Annotated in this window: 16 protein-coding genes; 8 read left to right on the top strand and 8 right to left on the bottom strand. The window is 41.5% G+C overall.

Annotated features, from left to right (window positions below; translation table 11 throughout):
* Positions 1 to 48 precede the first annotated feature (48 nt).
* The 6 genes from FTT99_RS02070 to radA all read right to left on the bottom strand — a co-directional run bounded on the left by FTT99_RS02070 (position 49) and on the right by radA (position 5,823).
* Positions 49 to 570: a tetratricopeptide repeat protein gene (locus FTT99_RS02070; protein WP_180161195.1), complete on the bottom strand. Its 522-nt coding sequence runs from the start codon at positions 568 to 570 to the stop codon at positions 49 to 51.
* 102 nt (positions 571 to 672) lie between these two features.
* Complete coding sequence (locus FTT99_RS02065) at positions 673 to 1,011, bottom strand: DUF3325 domain-containing protein (RefSeq protein ID WP_111883910.1); 339 nt, start codon at positions 1,009 to 1,011, stop codon at positions 673 to 675.
* Positions 1,008 to 2,759, bottom strand: coding sequence for a PepSY domain-containing protein (locus tag FTT99_RS02060; RefSeq protein ID WP_180161193.1), 1,752 nt, complete (start codon positions 2,757 to 2,759; stop codon positions 1,008 to 1,010). Before FTT99_RS02060 ends, FTT99_RS02065 begins: the two co-directional genes overlap by 4 nt.
* A gap of 1 nt (position 2,760) precedes the next feature.
* Complete coding sequence (locus tag FTT99_RS02055) at positions 2,761 to 3,108, bottom strand: hypothetical protein (RefSeq protein WP_180161191.1); 348 nt, start codon at positions 3,106 to 3,108, stop codon at positions 2,761 to 2,763.
* A gap of 201 nt (positions 3,109 to 3,309) precedes the next feature.
* Positions 3,310 to 4,311 carry a Tim44 domain-containing protein gene (locus tag FTT99_RS02050; protein ID WP_078192078.1) on the bottom strand — a complete coding sequence of 334 codons (1,002 nt, stop codon included), beginning with the start codon at positions 4,309 to 4,311 and terminating at the stop codon, positions 3,310 to 3,312.
* Positions 4,312 to 4,434: 123 nt separating this feature from the next.
* A complete protein-coding gene (gene radA, locus FTT99_RS02045; protein WP_180026689.1) occupies positions 4,435 to 5,823 on the bottom strand; it encodes a DNA repair protein RadA in 1,389 nt (462 codons plus the stop codon).
* Between the two features lie 185 nt (positions 5,824 to 6,008).
* Here radA and FTT99_RS02040 point away from each other — a divergent pair, with 185 nt between their 5' ends.
* A complete protein-coding gene (locus FTT99_RS02040) occupies positions 6,009 to 6,536 on the top strand; it encodes a hypothetical protein (protein WP_306670268.1) in 528 nt (175 codons plus the stop codon).
* A gap of 69 nt (positions 6,537 to 6,605) precedes the next feature.
* On the opposite strand, the gene FTT99_RS02035 is transcribed toward FTT99_RS02040, so the two are convergent.
* The gene (locus FTT99_RS02035; protein WP_078192076.1) at positions 6,606 to 7,967 is read right to left on the bottom strand and encodes a sodium:alanine symporter family protein; all 1,362 of its coding nucleotides are present in this window, start codon (positions 7,965 to 7,967) and stop codon (positions 6,606 to 6,608) included.
* A 332-nt stretch (positions 7,968 to 8,299) separates the two neighbouring features.
* Between FTT99_RS02035 and FTT99_RS02030 the strand changes: the two genes are divergently transcribed.
* The 7 genes from FTT99_RS02030 (at position 8,300) to FTT99_RS02000 (ending at position 14,949) form a co-directional block, all read left to right on the top strand.
* The gene (locus FTT99_RS02030) at positions 8,300 to 9,703 is read left to right on the top strand and encodes an amino acid permease (protein WP_180129281.1); all 1,404 of its coding nucleotides are present in this window, start codon (positions 8,300 to 8,302) and stop codon (positions 9,701 to 9,703) included.
* A 344-nt stretch (positions 9,704 to 10,047) separates the two neighbouring features.
* Complete coding sequence (locus tag FTT99_RS02025; protein ID WP_373684535.1) at positions 10,048 to 10,257, top strand: lipoprotein; 210 nt, start codon at positions 10,048 to 10,050, stop codon at positions 10,255 to 10,257.
* Positions 10,258 to 10,281: 24 nt separating this feature from the next.
* Positions 10,282 to 11,526 (top strand): diaminopimelate decarboxylase, encoded by a 1,245-nt coding sequence (gene lysA / locus FTT99_RS02020; RefSeq protein ID WP_180129285.1) that lies wholly within the window; start codon positions 10,282 to 10,284, stop codon positions 11,524 to 11,526.
* 13 nt (positions 11,527 to 11,539) lie between these two features.
* Positions 11,540 to 12,385 carry a diaminopimelate epimerase gene (gene dapF / locus FTT99_RS02015; protein ID WP_111883917.1) on the top strand — a complete coding sequence of 282 codons (846 nt, stop codon included), beginning with the start codon at positions 11,540 to 11,542 and terminating at the stop codon, positions 12,383 to 12,385.
* 84 nt (positions 12,386 to 12,469) lie between these two features.
* A complete protein-coding gene (locus tag FTT99_RS02010) occupies positions 12,470 to 13,303 on the top strand; it encodes an enhanced serine sensitivity protein SseB C-terminal domain-containing protein (protein ID WP_180129287.1) in 834 nt (277 codons plus the stop codon).
* Positions 13,304 to 13,374: 71 nt separating this feature from the next.
* Positions 13,375 to 14,298: a tyrosine recombinase XerC gene (locus FTT99_RS02005; protein WP_180003344.1), complete on the top strand. Its 924-nt coding sequence runs from the start codon at positions 13,375 to 13,377 to the stop codon at positions 14,296 to 14,298.
* Between the two features lie 279 nt (positions 14,299 to 14,577).
* Positions 14,578 to 14,949, top strand: coding sequence for a hypothetical protein (locus FTT99_RS02000; protein ID WP_111883920.1), 372 nt, complete (start codon positions 14,578 to 14,580; stop codon positions 14,947 to 14,949).
* Positions 14,950 to 15,464: 515 nt separating this feature from the next.
* Here the strand turns inward: FTT99_RS02000 and FTT99_RS01995 are convergent.
* Positions 15,465 to 15,959, bottom strand: coding sequence for an Lrp/AsnC family transcriptional regulator (locus FTT99_RS01995; RefSeq protein WP_078190405.1), 495 nt, complete (start codon positions 15,957 to 15,959; stop codon positions 15,465 to 15,467).
* Between the last annotated feature and the right edge of the window lie 59 nt (positions 15,960 to 16,018).

Here is a 16,018-nt window from a genome sequence, read left to right as displayed (position 1 = left end):
TGTTAAAAGCAAAAAGCCCATCATGAGATGGGCCTTTTTCTTTGTGATTTAAGCTTTGGGCTGTTCGGCCGCATTGGCTTTTTCATTCCAAAAATCTGCTTTTTCTTCATCAGCGTCGATGCCTAATCCATTAGCATAAATAAAAGCCAAATCACGCATGGCTTGAACTTCACCTAATTTTGCAGATTGTTCAACCAGTTCAATGGATTTAGCGACATCTTTTTCCACCACATCGCCGCGACGGTAAAAATTGGCGAGTTCTAAAATTGCAGCAGGATGGTCATGTTTTGACGCTTGTTCTAACCAGCGGTGCGCATGCTTAAAATAGGTTTTAGATTCTTCAGGATCTTCTTCGAGCATATCTTTGGCATAGACTACATAGCCTTCACCCAGCCAATACATCGCTTCTACATGACCTAACTGAGCTGCTTTGAGTGCCCATTCTTCAGCAAGTTCAACATGCTCATCATTTTCACTTTGCATATAAATTTCAGCCAGTTCAAATTGAGCATCTTTATTGCCTGCCATAGCGCGGTTATATAAAGCAGGAGAGATTGAAAGTTCAGACATGTGTAATCCAAAAGAGCAGAATAGGCATAGCCTAATCGGTTGGCATGAAAAAAGCCAATCCGAAGATTGGCTTTCAATGTTTAGAGATCGTTGTCTAAAGAATTAAAATTTCAATAACACTGCAGACAATACAAATATGACAACTAATGCACCAATAATTTTCCAAAAATATTCAGCGATATAACTAATACATAGCCCGACAAATAAAGCCGCAATGGTCAGCGCGCCAAACCAATAACTGATGTTATTGCTCGGCGTGCCAAGTGAGAGGCAAATTATCAAGGCAATAATCAATAGCGCCCAGCCGACTAACGTGGCTAAGCGTGTTTGGCCCACACTTAACTCTTTGCTGTAGAACTGCTTTTGATGTTTAGACATGCTGCTTGCCAAGGCAAAAAAACCTAAGCTACTCAGTGCCCAAATCAGGAGAAAGAACATCATGCTTCAACCTCCTTTGTGCCACGTGCTTTTTTAACAGGCAGTCCTTTATGCTTTTTCACTTTGTAAAATGAATAGGCAAACAAGATAGCCAAAAGCCACATTGCAAGATCAAAGGATGCAATCATCCATTGGCCATTTACCATGGTATTCCAAAGCGCTTGACCACCAGTCATGAAGTTTACAATCGGCAGTAAGGCAAAAATTGCTGTAGCAAAAGCTAAAAGTTCTAGCCACGCTTGACGGTGCGTACGGAAAATCGCATAAACGAGCGTCAGTAGCCAAACAATAAAGAAACTACGAATTTCTAATTCCGAACGGTTTTCAAGCTGTACGGGAATAAAACGGTTGGCATAGAAAAATGCTGCACAGGCAATGGGTAAACCAATAATCGCTGCAATATTGGTCACTTCAACCGTGCGGTAGCCAAATGATTTAAAGCCTTGTTTTTGCTGTTGCGGCGCACGTTTTACACACCACAGAATGAGACCTGTAGCGACCATCAGGGTGCCTACAATCCCTGAAATAAACAGCAGCCAACGTAGTGCTAAATCTACACCGCGTGCTTCATGCAGCGTAGTGACTACATTGTAAATACCCATCGGTACAGAAGGTTGCTTTAACTTGGCACTTTCGTCAGTTAAGTCTTTGCCAGTTACGCCATCAAATTGTTTACTTGCATAGACATTTCGATACGCGACACTTTCACCATGTAAGGCGCGTAGTTCAATTTTAGCTTGGTCTGTATTCGGTGCAATGATGCTAACGGTACTAATCGGATTAGTTTTCCATTCATTCTGAACCGCAGTCACGATCGGCGCTAAGTTGGTCAACGGCGCAGCAACGACAGGTTGCTCTTCACGTTTAGAGCGACGATCTCCTCGACCTTCACCACGGCTCTCAGCACGATTTTCGCCTTGGTTTTGTGCAGAATTGGCACGGGTTTGCTGTGGGCGTTCGCCACGTTCTTCACGTCCTTGAGCAGATTCACGTCCTTCAGGTTTATTTTCCTGAACCAATGCACGATTTTGTTCTTGTAAAAATTGTCCACGGTTTTCATAAATACGCTCAATCCCCCAAGGCATGATTGTAAATAACAGCAGCAACAGGCCACTAAAGGTGATCATGATGTGGAAGGGAAGCGCAAATACTGCGGTTGCATTATGTGCATCGAGCCAAGAACGTTGTCCTTTACCTGAACGGAAGGTAAAGAAATCTTTAAAGATTTTTTTATGAGTAATCACACCACTAATGATGGCAACTAACATCAACAGTGTCGCTATCCCGACAAACCATCGCGTCCACATACGTGGCATACCATAAAGTTCGAAATGGAAACGATAGAGAAAATTACCACCACGCGTATCGCGCGGCTCAAGCACTTCACCTGTAGCACTATCAATGTAGATTTGTTTACCACCACGGCGTGCGCGAGGGTCTTCACCTTGTTCACGAACGGTAATTAATGTGGCATTTTGACGCGTATTTGGCAGCAAAATATTCCAAGCACCTGCATTCGGATGATTTTGCTGTAAATAATTCAGTGCGACTTCAGTTTGTTGGACTTGTGAACTGGCTGGAACAGATTGATGCAGCTCAGGTGTCATCCAAACATTGATTTCATTTTTAAAGAAGCTCAGGGTTCCGGTCAGGAAAATAGCATACAGCAACCAACCTAAGATTAGGCTAGCCCATGTATGCAGCCAAGACATGGACTGGCGAGGCCCCTCTACTTTTGCATCAACACGCATTTTAGCTTCCCATCATCATGTAAATGGCATACAAACACACCGCAGGGATCACAATGCCTAAAGTTGCTTTGAGGGTTTTATTCACCATAAAGACCCAAATAAATGAACAGCTCCACAGGATAAATGCAATTAAAGTTGCACTCATGGCTGCACTTCCACGGTCTTCGCTAAACACATCTGCGATCACGATGGCCGATAGCATCGCGACAACATATCCGCCCACTAAAGCGAGGGCAAAGCGATAGAAAATCATCAAGCGATAGGTAAATAGAGAAGGAGTGTCTTTACGCGTTTTAGGCAGCGCAGATGTGAGGGGTGTCACAAGTGCCTCAGGTGGTGAGCTATTCATAAAATACTTAAGCGCTTGGGAATTGTATTAAAGTTAATCTAAATGATAACAATTATTATTAATAATTAGAATAATGTATTCACAAAATTATTGATTTTTCAGCATGCTGAGTAGAAATGGATTTAAAAAGAGGGGAATTGAAGGCAAAAAATAGCGACTGAAGTCGCTATTTTAGAATGCAAGAATGCTTATGTGTCTACATTATTGCTCTTGTTGAATGCCTGCAACTAACCAGTCTTGATCAGAACCCGCAGGCTTAACAAAATGCCATACTTCAGCAAATGGCTGTGGCAGGCTATTTAAGTCTTCACTTACAGTACCTGTAAAACGCACACTTACAACGTATTGACCATTTTCGTTAGCAGAATCGACAACCATAGCATTTAAGTTAGAAAACTCAGCAACGTCTTCATCTTTATTCGCCATAATGTCGTTATACATCGACTGGTAAAGATCAGGCGTTAAGTAACGCTGAATTTCAGAAATGTTGCTTGCAGTATTCATCGATTGAATGTGATTAAAACGCTGACGTGCAACACGTAAGAATGTTGCTGGCTCTGTACCATCCGGCAATTGATTGCCGCTGTTGGTATAGGCAGCACCAAAAGGCGCGTTCGTTGCTGCAGCTGCACCAAATGGAGCATTTGAAGCTGCTGAATTACCGCCTACAGAATTACCAAAAATATTTGTATTGTCATTACCTGCACGAGGTGCAGCATTTTGTTGGCCAAACGGTGCATTGTTTGCACCGCTGTTTGGCGCATAAGGATTGTTAGCGGCTAGTTTTTTTTTTGCGCCCATCTTACGGAAAATGAAGAAGGCAACAGCAGCGGCAAGTAAAATCCAGATCCAGCCTGGAATACCACCTTTCTCTTCCTGTTGTTGAGCTTGCGCTTCAGAAGCTGCTTGACCGTTATTGTCATCGGCCATCGCATTTGCAGCGACAGCACCAATTGCAGCACCAGCCACACCTGCAGCAACCATTCCGCCCACATTCGAGCCAGATTTTGCTGGAGCGCCAGCAGTTGCAGGCTGTTGAACAGGAGCAGATTGACGAGGTTGCTGATAAGACTGAGTTGGAGCAGCTTGACGGCTCATACCATGGCTTTTACCACCACCGGCACGTTTCGCTTCTGCAATCGGCGCTACCAAAAGGGCTGCTGTTAAAAGAGCAGTCATCAAACCACGCTGTCGAACTTCCATCAAATTTTCCTATATCTATATAAAGTTAAAATAGCCATCTAGTTATGCCGCCATTTGTACTGAATTTCAATAGAACATCGGTAAAAAATTGAAAATTCATTCAAAATAAACTAATCAACGTGACTAAGACTCATCGGTGAGCGTAATTGCCTGACTCAATGCCTCATGTAAACGTGCGACAGAAATAATTTCTACACCTGAAATGGGTTTTTGCGGTGCATTCCCACGCGGTAAAATAATGGTTTTAAAACCATGCTTAATGGCTTCTTTGAGTCGTTCCTGTCCATTGGGTACAGGACGGATTTCGCCTGAAAGTCCAACTTCACCAAATACGGCCAAATGCTGTGGCAGGGCTTTAGCTCTTAAGCTAGAGGCACAGGCTAAAAGTACTGCAAGGTCAGAGCCGGTTTCCGTGATTTTTAAGCCACCCACGACATTGACATAGACATCTTGTCCTGCGGTTTGTACGCCACCATGACGGTGCATAACGGCTAAAAGCATGTTTAAACGGTTTTGTTCTAAACCTAAGGCCACGCGTCGAGGTTGTCCGTGCGCATCATCTACCAAAGCCTGAACTTCAACCAAAAGTGGACGTGTACCTTCACGGCTAATCATGACAATGGAACCCGGAATGGCTTCATCATAACGACTCAGGAAAATGGCGGAAGGGTTTGATACCTCGCGCAGACCTTTATCAGTCATGCCAAATACACCAAGCTCGTTGACCGCACCAAAACGGTTTTTCACCGCCCGAATCATACGGAAGCGCGAGTCAGACTGACCTTCAAAATACAAAACACAATCGACCATGTGCTCAAGCACGCGAGGGCCTGCCAAAGAACCTTCTTTCGTTACGTGACCGACAATAAACAATGCTGTGCCACTATTTTTGGCAAAGCGGGTCAGGAGTGCAGCCGATTCACGAATTTGGGAAACACCGCCCGGCGCAGACTGGAGTGTCTCGGTGTATAGAGTTTGGATCGAATCTAAAATGGCAACGGCAGGGCGTTCATGTGCCAAAACTTCACAAATACGCTCGACACAGGTTTCTGCCATGACTTTGAGTTGATCGGTCGGCAAATCTAGGCGCTGGGCACGTAGAGCCACTTGAGACAAAGATTCCTCACCAGTGACATATAAGGCAGAACTTTTACTCGCCGCCATATAGGTTGCGGTTTGTAGCAAAATAGTGGATTTACCAATGCCGGGGTCACCACCAATCAGCACAACTGAACCTGTGACCAGTCCACCACCGAGCACACGGTCAAATTCACCAATACCTGTTGCCATTCGAGTTTCATGCGAAACGGAAACTTGATTTAAGGTAGTCACAGCAGCAGCTTGACCTGCATAGCCACCGCCCATTTTCGGCTGTGCACGGTGTGTAACAGCGGGTGCAATACTGACTTCGACTAATGAATTCCATTCACCACATTCGGTACATTGACCGGCCCATTTGGGATGATCAGCACCACATTGTTCACATCGATAGACACTTTTTGCTTTCGCCATAATATTTACTGTGCACAAACTCAAATTGAGTCACAGCATAGCGGTGAATACATCGAAAAACCAAGTTTTTATCGCATGAAATGACTGATGAAGGTCAATTGATGTCGTTTTATTTTCAATAGCTGCACTTTTACATAGTAAGCACTTTATAATAGCGCATTATATTTTTTGAAATGGGTCACCACATGACTGAACTATTACGACATATCGATGCCATCGCACGTGAAAAAAATCGTGATGTGTTATTTGTGCATTTTGAAGAATATGATCATCAACATCCTGAAAAAAATACGGTGCGTAATGATGTTATGCACTGGTTTGACCTGCAAAATATCGACTATTTCCCTTGTATGGGGCTAGAAGGTGAGTCTTTAATCGATAGCTATACAGGTGATTTATACCTTGACGTACCTTTTGATGAAAGCAGCCCTGCATATAAAACTCTCAGTGAATATCTTGAAGATGAACAAGGGAACATGAAAATTCAGGGGGTATTGTTCTTTTCTTTATCCTTGGAAATTGCCCTAGAAATCGAAGCTGATCTGATGGAAGTTAGCGCTGTAGATTCTGAATATGCTGAAAATGAGTTTGGTGACCAATTTGGTGAAGGCTTTATTGAAGATGCTGAATCAGATCCAAAAGATGAAGCGGCCAATGAAAGCAAGACGAAAAACGACAAATTTGATGATGGTCAAATTGGCACGATTCAATAAGTAAATATTGATTTTCAGTCCGAATAAAAAAGCCACGTGAATTCACGTGGCTTTTTGTTTAGCAGGGGATTAGTACAATTCACCTGATTTACGACGTTCAATAAAATCTTTCGATTCTTTTACAATGATGCCTGAGAGCAATAACAGTGCAATACAGTTTGGTGCAGCCATCAAACCGTTAAAGGTATCGGCAAATAGCCAAACGAGATCAAGTGTTACGACACAGCCGACAAATACTGATGCGATGTAAATTAAGCGATAAATCATTACTGATTTTTCACCTAACAGGTAAGTACAGCATTTTTCACCATAATAGCTCCAACCCAGAATGGTTGAATAAGCGAAGAAAATAATACCGAAAGTCACGACCCAACCACCGAAGCCCGGAAGTAGTTTGTCAAAAACACTGATCGTTAATACGGCACCCGTTTGATCACCAAAGCTTTGTCCTGCCATGATGAAGCCCATCACCAGTACGATACCTGTAATTGAGCAAACAATGATGGTGTCTAAGAACGTACCTGTCATAGAGACAAGACCTTGACGTGCTGGGTGGTCAGTTTTTGCAGCCGCAGCGGCAATAGGTGCTGAGCCCATACCTGCTTCATTAGAGAATACACCACGTGCCACACCATAACGAATCGCAGCACCAATCGCACCACCCGCAGCAGCTTCGCCCGTAAATGCATAGCTAAAGATCATTTTTAGTGCAGGGATCACCAATTCAAGGTTGGTGAAAATAATGATTAAGCCACCCAATACATAACCTACCGCCATAATTGGAACAATAAATGAAGAGGCTTTAGAAATGGATTTGATGCCGCCTAAAATAACGAGGGCAGAGAATATGGTGATGACGATTGCAGTGGTGAGTGTGCTGATCCCTAAGCTGTTTTGCACAGCAAGCGCGACAGTATTGGACTGTACTGAGCTCCCAATACCAAAGGATGCTAAAGTACCAAATAGGGCAAATACCACTGCCAACCATTTCCACTTAGGCCCAAGTCCACGTTCGATGTAATACATCGGACCACCGTTCATTTCGCCATTTTCATTTTTATGACGAAACTTTACAGCGAGTACACCTTCACCATATTTGGTTGCCATACCAAAAAGCGCGGTTATCCACATCCAAAACACTGCGCCCGGACCACCGAGCACACAAGCGGTGGCTACACCGGCAATATTACCTGTACCAATGGTGGCAGAAAGTGCGGTCATAAGTGAGGCGAAATGAGAAATATCGCCATCATGTTGATTGGCTTTAGGATGCTTGCCAAAGACTTGTTTGAATGCGAAAGGCAACATGCGAAATTGCCAGAAAAGTAGTCGGAAGGTGAGGAATACACCTGTTCCGACAATGAGGACCAACATGTACGGGCCCCAGACCCATCCACTGAGTGTTTCCATGATATTTTGAATTTCTTGCATAGTATCTTCTTCTTATCGGCCCTGAGTGAGTGAATGCTACATTTTTGATATCTGTAGCAATTGATATGCCATTGTTAGAAACTTCCATGATTTTTGGCATAAATTTTTATCGTTGGTAAAATATTTTTTGCATAAAATTTAAGTTATTACAAGTAAATTGTTGTTTTATTGGTCGCTTTAAAATGTGAACTGGCGCTAAGATTTTTATATATAAGAAAAATAAATTAACTTTGTCACTTAATCCGAAAATATAGATGATGAGAAATAATTTTGTATTTTCTGAAATTTTTACGTTAATTTGTCGCAATTGGAACGCGAAGTTGAATTAAATAATGTCAAATGAAATTCATGGATCGCACGCTGATAGCGGCGATTTGAAACGAAGCTTGTCCAACCGACACCTGCAATTGATTGCGATTGGTGGTGCGATTGGTACAGGTTTATTTATGGGGTCAGGAAAGACCATCAGTTTAGCTGGTCCGTCCATCCTTATTATCTATATGATTATTGGTTTTATGGTTTTCCTCGTCATGCGTGCATTAGGCGAGTTATTACTATCAAATCTTGAATATAAATCTTTTATCGATTTTGCAACCGACTTAATCGGCCCGTGGGCAGGCTATTTTGTGGGTTGGACCTATTGGCTGTGCTGGATCACTATAGGGATTGCTGATTTATCGGCCATCATTTATTACCTGCAATTCTTTAATGGAGGTAACCCGTTCTCGCCGGAAGAAGGGGTGATGATCAGTGTTGCCGCCATTGTATTTATCATGGGGTTAAACCTTGTTACGGTTAAACTTTTTGGTGAATTAGAGTTCTGGTTTGCACTGATTAAGATTATTGCAATCGTGGTGCTTATTGGTGTCGGTCTTTGGATGGTCTTTACCGGTTTTACCTCATCGACAGGTGAAATCGCATCATTCACACATTTATGGTCACATGGTGGTCTATTCCCAACAGGAGTAACTGGCTTCTTGGCAGGTTTCCAAATCGCCATTTTTGCCTTTGTCGGCGTAGAACTCGTGGGTACTACGGCAGCAGAAACCAAAGATCCAGAACACAACTTGCCTAAAGCTGTGAACTCGATTCCGATTCGTATCATTATTTTCTATGTGCTGGCACTTGTGATTGTGATGTCCGTTACGCCATGGAATGCCATTGACCCAAGCATTTCACCATTCGTGAACTTGTTTAGCCAAGCCGGTATTGCTGCTGCGGCGATTATTATGAACTTGGTTGTGTTGTCATCAGTTATGTCATCGATGAATAGTGGTGTGTTCTCGACTTCACGTATGTTGTTTGGTTTATCTCGTGAAGAGCAAGGTCCAAAAGCGTTTGGCCGTCTAAACTCACGTGCAGTTCCGGCAAATGCGTTGTATTTCTCGGCAGTTTGTTTGCTGTTAGGTGCTGCATTACAGTATTTCGTACCGAACACTGTTGAAGCCTTTACATTAGCAACCACACTTTCTACGATTTTATTTATCTGCGTATGGCTCATGATTATCTGGAGCTATATCGTTTACTATAAAACTCGTCCTGAGTTACATGCGAAGTCAACCTTTAAATTACCAGGTGGCTTATATACTTGCTGGCTTGTGATTATCTTCTTCATCGGCATGATTTATGTTTTGTCATTAGAAGCAGATACCATGAAAGCACTCATGGTGAGCCCAATTTGGTTCATCATTTTGATTATTGGTTATTTTGGTTTTTATAAGAAAAAGCACCATTAATTTACATTTTTGAACGGATGTAAAAACATAAAAAGCTGCTCCTGAGGGGGCAGCTTTTTTATTTGAATATGGATTTAATTTACACTAATACACAGTATTCATTAGTGCTAATAGAAGTATAAAACAGCATTCAAATTGATAAGCTATTTCAGTGAAATCAATAGCCTGATCGGTATCGAAAAATACACAAATGTGGTTTGAAAACAGCACCATCAAATTTTGCTTAAATTTAGTGCAGAATGGCAAAAAGCTCACTTGGAATTACAGGGCTTTTCTTTTATCCGCGGGTTGATCACGTTATACTCGGAAAAATCTTTTCATTAGGTACGTTTATGTATCGTTTTATGAATTATAAAATTATTGTATTAGCAAGTGCTGTGCTGCTGACAGCTTGTGGTCAGTCTGGTGCATTGCATTTACCTTCAGATGCAAATGCAGATAAGCGCGCAAAATATCTGATTTATCCAGATACGCCTGCACAGCAAAAGCAGGAAAAACAAGCGGATTCTGTTCCAACTGAATCGGAATCTTCAAATTCTTACCCTACACCTTAATGCTTTTATAGAAAGGATACTTTCATGAGTTTCACCCGTACGAATGGGGTATTGCATGCAGAGCAATGTTCTTTACAACAGCTTGCACAGCAATATGGCACACCGCTTTATGTTTATTCAAAAGCTACTTTTGAAAAGCATTATTCAGATATGGATCGTGCATTTAGCTTTATCGACCATCAAATTTGTTTTGCGGTAAAGTCAAACTCTAATCTTGCGGTGTTAAACGTACTTGCCAAGCAGGGCGCTGGTTTTGATATCGTGACGGGTGGTGAACTCGCACGTGTGTTAAAAGCCGGTGGTGAAGCTTCTAAAATTGTATTCTCAGGTTTGGGTAAAACTGAAGCCGATATCCAAAAAGCATTGGACGTGGGTATTGCATGTTTTAACGTTGAATCACATGCAGAGTTGGATCGAATCCAAAAAGTTGCTGTGGCAATGGGTAAGAAAGCACCGATTTCATTGCGCGTAAATCCAGATGTGGATGCTAAAACGCATCCTTATATCTCTACGGGTTTAAAAGAAAATAAATTCGGTATTCCTTCAGACAGCGTTTTTGACACTTACGCGTATGCGGCGTCGTTGCCAAATCTTGAGATTGTCGGGATTGATTGCCATATCGGCTCACAGTTGACTGAAACTCAGCCTTTTGTTGATGCACTTGATCGTGTCATTGTGATGATCAATCAATTGAAAGAGATGGGTATTCACCTAAAACACATCGATATCGGTGGTGGTTTAGGCGTGACTTACAAAGACGAAGTTCCACCAACTGTTGAAGAATATGCTCAGGCAATGCGTCCGGCTTTAGAAAAATTAGGCCTTAAGGTATATATGGAACCGGGTCGTAGTATTTCTGCAAATGCAGGGGTGTTGTTAACTAAAGTTGATTTACTCAAACCGACCAATCATCGTAATTTTGCCATTATTGATGCTGCTATGAACGACTTAATCCGTCCTGCTTTATATGAAGCTTGGATGGACATTCAGGAAGTAACACCTCGTACAGACATAGAAAAGAAAGACTGGGATGTGGTTGGTGCGATTTGCGAAACCGGCGATTTCCTCGGTAAGCAACGTCAGTTGGCGATTCAAGAAAATGACGTGCTTGCAGTATTGGGTGCGGGTGCTTATGGTTTTGTCATGAGTTCAAACTACAACAGCCGCGGACGTGCTGCTGAAGTGATGGTTGATGGTGATCAGTCTCATTTGATTCGTGAGCGTGAAACCATCGAATCATTATGGGAACGTGAACGTTTATTGCCTTAAGGAGAAATTCGAGATGTTATTAGAATTTACCAAAATGCATGGCCTTGGCAATGATTTTATGGTGGTCGATCTAATTAGCCAACGGGCTTATTTAGATACAGTGACGATTCAGCGTTTGGCCGACCGTCATTTTGGTATTGGTTTTGATCAGCTTTTGATTGTAGAACCACCTGATTTACCCAACGTCGATTTTAAATATCGTATTTTTAATGCGGATGGTTCTGAAGTTGAACAATGCGGTAATGGCGTACGTTGTTTTGCGCGCTTTGTGCATGAACGTAAGTTGACCAGCAAAACCAAAATCAAAGTACAAACCAAGTCAGGTATCGTAGAGCCTGAATTAGGTGCAAATGGTTGGGTGCGCGTTAATATGGGTTATCCACGCTTTTTGCCGCATGAAATTCCATTTATTGCGGAAGAGCCTGAAAACTTATACGACATTGCATTGGCGAATAATGAACAACTCACCATTGATGTGGTGAGTATGGGTAATCCGCATGCAGTGACGATCGTTCCTGATGTCATTACCGCAGACGTTGCTAAAATTGGTCCACAAGTCGAATCGCATGAACGTTTTCCACAGCGTGTAAATGCAGGTTTTATGCAAATTGTGGATGAGAAACATGCACGTTTACGTGTATTTGAGCGTGGTGTCGGTGAGACTATGGCCTGTGGTACAGGTGCTTGTGCAGCGGCAGTATCAGGTATGCGTCGTGGTTTATTAGCCAATTCGGTCGAAATAGAGTTGGCAGGTGGTAAGCTGCAAATTGAGTGGCAAGAAGGTGGTGTAGTCTGGATGACTGGACCAACTGCAACAGTTTACGAAGGACGCTTAGATTTAAGCTACTTCCAAGGTTAAACTCGAAGCCCTGATTCATTCAGGGCTTTTTTTCATAAAATAAAAAGTGAATAAAAATTATAATTCAATGGGATTGGAATCAACATGGAACAAATAAACGAAGAAATAAAAGAAGAAATCTTAGAGCAACTTTTTCATAAAGCCTTACATGAACCGGCCTATCGCCCTGAATTTTTAGCGCAGTTATTGGCAGCCAATGTGTATTGTGTGGGAATAACAGGTGAACGTGATTCACGCATTGCCGAAGATTTGATCTTGGATGAAGGCGACAGTGTTCAATTGAAATCATGGGAAGATGAAAAATATGATTGCGTCATCCCGTTTTTTACTTCTTTGGAAAAAATGCGGTTTGCAATATCTGAAGAGGAGTCGTATATCCGGCTACCAACCAAGGCATTATTTGAAATGACCATTGGGGCAAGGCTTGTATTGAATCCACAATCACCTGATGCGACGAAGGACTTTGTACCAGAAGAAATTCAACATTTGCTGAACGGGCAGTATATTCAGCCCTCAGAAAACTATGAAGTTAGGGAAGATACGGAAGTTTTAATTGGTCAGCCGGCGGAATATCCGCAGTTTATGATTGATCAATTAAGCATTTTTTTTGGCACAGAGCGTGTGGTAAAAGCTGCCTATTTGGCGCAAATGCTGAATGAAGCTCGAGATGATTCACCAACTTTGTTGATCGGACTAGATTTAGAAGTAGGGTTATCTGAACAACAAATTCAAGATTTGCACAGTAAAATTGGTCGTATCACACAGGATAGTTTAAAAGAGCAATGCCCAGTGGATTTAATCCATGTCAATCCACACAGTGTGGATGGTGTAGAAGGGTATTTGCTTAATGAAACGCAAGCTTTTTACCAACGTGTTGATGGTAAGCCTAAAGGGTTCTTTGCTAGACTCTTTTCATAAAATAGATATGTAAAATCGCTTTAGTGAACGTACTGCAACGCTAAAGCACATGTTGAAATGGGAGAAGACAGATGACGATGGATCAGAGTCAACTACTGACTATGTGGTTGAAGGAACGTGAAATTCAAAATCAGTCTAAACATACATTGCAAGCATATGAGCGTGATGTCAGTGATTTTCTCCAATTTTGTACAATACGCAACTTGCCACTGCATGATGTTGAAAAGTCAGATCTGCGTGAATTTGTTGCTCATAAAGTGGAACAGTTTCAGCTCAGTCCAAGTAGTTTGCAGCGCATGTTATCTTCGATACGCCAATTTATGAAATGGGCAGAACAAGGAAATTATCTCAATTTTAATCCTGCAGATGATTTTCAGCTCAAACGCCAATCACGTCCTTTACCTGGATTGGTCGATATTGAAACAATTAAACAAATCATGGAACAGCCTGAGCCAGAAAGTGAAACTCAACGGCAGCTTTGGATACGTGATAAAGCGATTTTGGAGCTGCTATATTCAAGTGGTTTACGTTTGGCTGAAGTGCAGGGCTTAACCATTCGAGATATTGATTTTAATCGCCAACTGTTACGTATTACGGGTAAAGGGAATAAAACGCGCATTGTACCTTTTGGTTCTAAAGCCAAAGAGGCTGTGATGCATTGGTTGCAATTATATCCTGCATGGCATGGTGATTTTGTCCCAGAAGCCCAAGTTTTTATCACTCAAAAAGGTAATCCACTGGGGGTAAGACAAATAGAAAATCGAGTTAAATTTCAAGCTCGACGTGCAGGTGTAAATGTCGATTTACATCCGCATTTATTACGACATTGCTTCGCTAGCCATATGTTGTCCAATAGCGGTGACTTGCGTGCTGTACAAGAAATGTTGGGGCATAGTAATTTAACCACTACACAAATTTATACCCATGTGGATTTTGATCGATTGGCACAAGTTTATGATCAGGCCCATCCAAGGGCACAGCATAAAGATTCGTAACAATGGCAAAAACGACTTTGGTACTCAGTGGTCTAAATTTTGCTTAAATTCACAGGCTAGATTTCACATTTTGTATCCTAAAGTGGTCTACTTCATGAAAATTAAATAAGGATGTGAAAAAATATTGGTAAAATTGACCGACATTTTGAACTATTGTCGCATTATAAAAATTCAAATTATCGGGTATAAAAATTGTCCATTATTGAATTGACGTAAGTGCTGAAGTGAAATTCGCCATTTACTAAATTGCTGTACCGTTAAAAATATATAGGCCATACCATGATTTCAGATATTCAAGAAAAATATGACCAGTTAAATGGTCAGCAAAAAGAAATTTTTGCAGGATACGGCTTACGCCAGATCAAACACTTTGTTGAAATCAGTTTGCCTGAAGTAGAAGCTGTATTGCCTGAAGGTGCGCAGCTACAAGGGATTAATGCCGATGGAAAAGTTCAGGCGTTTAATGCGGCAACGGGCCAATACTTTATTTGGATTTCGGATAAACAATGGCAGCTTACCAATAAAGCAACTGCTAAATTTGACAGTAAAGAAGATGCCCTCACCATTTGGCGTATTTTTGATTTGGCAAAGTATGAACTTATTGACCTAAGCCACATCCATCGTGACTTTTTGGAAAATCAGCCAGCCTAAACCATCGGTCAAATAAACAACTCATGGGCTATCTTCATTGGTTTTGGATGTTTAGCCCTTATATCACCCGCACCATGGCATGTTGTGATGCTTGTGAGCAGAGCGTTAAAGTGTCTACCTCGTTTGGTTTTAAGCTTTCAAATGAACATTTGAGATAAGTAAGTGGACGTCTTTGCAAAACTTATGATGCTAAACAAAATCTTTAAATGCAAACCCATTTCGCTGTTCAGTAATTCAATTCGCTCAGTTTTGATAGCGAGAGCTTGTCAATCCAATCAATGGTTTTCCTACTTGAGCAATTGAGCTCAAAGACCACCTAGATATTTCCCATTTAATTGCTGCAAATGTGCCCCAAATTATTATTTTTCTTTGCTTAAAATATAAGTAAATACCGCATTGCTAGGTATTTGCATTCGAGGCTGTGAAGGTAATCCGTCACTTACATTGCCAAGCTTGTAGTTTCAGCCTCATCGTTTCTAATGATTGAGTTACTCGTTGGCAGATCAATTGTTTGGTTACAAATCTTCTAACGGTAACTGGAAGCTTTGTTTGATGATTTGGCTTGGTAAATCAGTCTTTACACTGGTGATGCCATTTTTCTTGGTTAAGTGAGTAGACTGAAATTTGCGGTAACTTTCTAGGTCAGGCACCACTACTTTGAGCATTGCATCGCACTCACCCAAAATAATGTAGCACTCCATGACTTGAGGAAGTTCTTTCATCGCTTCGATAAAAGTATCGATGGTTTCAGCATCTTGCCCAGTCAACCAAATACGAGAGAATAAAATCAATTGAAAGCCAATCTTTTGTGGATCGACCACGGTGGTGTAATTCTGAATCACACCTGCTTCTTCGAGTAATTTGACCCGACGTAAACAAGAAGAAGGCGAGAGTCCAATTTCCTTGGCTAAGTCATTATTTTGCATGCGGCCATTATTTTGAAGTGCGCGAATGATATTTTTATCAATACGATCTAGTTTAACTAGAATTGACTTGGAAGATGTCTTCATAAAATAGAATATAATTCTAAAAATAATATCTATTATAGAATATTTGATATCCTATTTTA

It is taken from the genome of Acinetobacter sp. YH12040, from assembly GCF_013420005.1.
In the GTDB taxonomy this organism is placed as follows: Bacteria; Pseudomonadota; Gammaproteobacteria; order Pseudomonadales; family Moraxellaceae; genus Acinetobacter; species Acinetobacter amyesii.
Note: the sequence above shows the minus strand (reverse complement) of the source record. Positions and strands in the feature narration are given on the sequence as shown.